Raw genomic sequence first — 1,873 nt, 5'->3', positions numbered from 1 at the left:
AGAAGCGTGGAGAATAACGGATTCGAACCGTTGACCCCCTGCGTGCAAGGCAGGTGCTCTAGCCAGCTGAGCTAATTCCCCAATAAGAGTATTTCCTTATAGTAGTCCCGAGCAGATTTGAACTGCTGACCCCTACATTATCAGTGTAGTGCTCTAACCAAACTGAGCTACGGGACTGTTTTTCAATCACGCCTCTCCGGTTATTACACCCTGAACAGGCTTTATCTTTTGGGTTGTTTCTTCTTGTCTTTATTATTAAAGAATATTCATAGCATAACGAGTGTCTTTTATCACACTCTCTAGAAAGGAGGTATTCCAGCCGCACCTTCCGGTACGGCTACCTTGTTACGACTTAGCCCCAGTTACCGGTTTTACCCTAGGACGCTCCTTACGGTTACATACTTCAGGTACCCCCAGCTTCCATGGCTTGACGGGCGGTGTGTACAAGGCCCGGGAACGTATTCACCGCAGCATTGCTGATCTGCGATTACTAGCGAATCCAACTTCATGAGGTCGAGTTGCAGACCTCAATCCGAACTGTGAATGGCTTTTTGAGATTGGCATCATATTACTATGTAGCGGCCCTCTGTACCATCCATTGTAGCACGTGTGTAGCCCCGGACGTAAGGGCCATGATGACTTGACGTCGTCCCCTCCTTCCTCTCTGTTTGCACAGGCAGTCTGAATAGAGTCCCCACCTTTACATGCTGGCAACTATTCACAGGGGTTGCGCTCGTTGCGGGACTTAACCCAACACCTCACGGCACGAGCTGACGACAGCCATGCAGCACCTAGTTTCCTGTCCCGAAGGACTGATCTATCTCTAGACCATTCAGTAACTTTCAAGCCCGGGTAAGGTTCCTCGCGTATCATCGAATTAAACCACATGCTCCTCCGCTTGTGCGGGCCCCCGTCAATTCCTTTGAGTTTCACCCTTGCGGGCGTACTCCCCAGGTGGAATACTTAACGCTTTCGCTTAGACGCTAACTGTATATCGCTAACATCGAGTATTCATCGTTTAGGGCGTGGACTACCAGGGTATCTAATCCTGTTTGATCCCCACGCTTTCGTGCCTCAGCGTCAATTAAACCATAGTAAGCTGCCTTCGCAATTGGTGTTCTGTGACATATCTATGCATTTCACCGCTACTTGTCACATTCCGCCTACCTCTAGTTCATTCAAGCTCTTCAGTATCAAAGGCACTGCGATGGTTGAGCCACCGTCTTTCACCTCTGACTTAAAAAGCCGCCTACGCACCCTTTAAACCCAATAAATCCGGATAACGCTTGGATCCTCCGTATTACCGCGGCTGCTGGCACGGAGTTAGCCGATCCTTATTCTTACCATACATTCAGCCCTCTACTCGTAGAAGGGTTTATTCTGGTACAAAAGCAGTTTACAACCCATAGGGCAGTCTTCCTGCACGCGGCATGGCTGGTTCAGGCTTGCGCCCATTGACCAATATTCCTTACTGCTGCCTCCCGTAGGAGTCTGGTCCGTGTCTCAGTACCAGTGTGGGGGGTCATCCTCTCAGATCCCCTAGACATCGTCGTCTTGGTGAGCCGTTACCTCACCAACTAACTAATGTCACGCATGCCCATCTTAATCCTATAAATATTTGATCATTGTCTGATGCCAGACTGTGATTTTATGCGGTGTTAATCCGAATTTCTTCGGGCTATCCCCCTGATTAAGGTAGGTTGCATACGCGTTACGCACCCGTGCGCCACTTTCATAGGGAGCAAGCTCCCTAATCGCGTTCGACTTGCATGTATTAGGCCTGCCGCTAGCGTTCATCCTGAGCCAGGATCAAACTCTCCATTGTAATGAAGTTTTTGCTTCTCTGACCCTATTGTATCTCAAATAGAATCGA

Annotated in this window: 2 tRNA genes and 1 rRNA gene; all 3 read right to left on the bottom strand. The window is 49.1% G+C overall.

Annotation, left to right across the window (positions count from 1 at the left end):
- Positions 1–7 precede the first annotated feature (7 nt).
- The 3 genes from J3P37_RS22830 to J3P37_RS22820 all read right to left on the bottom strand — a co-directional run bounded on the left by J3P37_RS22830 (position 8) and on the right by J3P37_RS22820 (position 1,825).
- Positions 8–81, bottom strand: a tRNA-Ala gene (locus tag J3P37_RS22830).
- 21 nt (positions 82–102) lie between these two features.
- Positions 103–177, bottom strand: a tRNA-Ile gene (locus tag J3P37_RS22825).
- A 126-nt stretch (positions 178–303) separates the two neighbouring features.
- A 16S ribosomal RNA gene (locus J3P37_RS22820) occupies positions 304–1,825 on the bottom strand.
- Positions 1,826–1,873: the final 48 nt, after the last annotated feature.

This window comes from Desertivirga xinjiangensis (assembly GCF_024436435.1).
Taxonomy (GTDB): domain Bacteria; phylum Bacteroidota; class Bacteroidia; order Sphingobacteriales; family Sphingobacteriaceae; genus Desertivirga; species Desertivirga xinjiangensis.
This window is presented reverse-complemented; position numbering and strand designations above follow the sequence as displayed.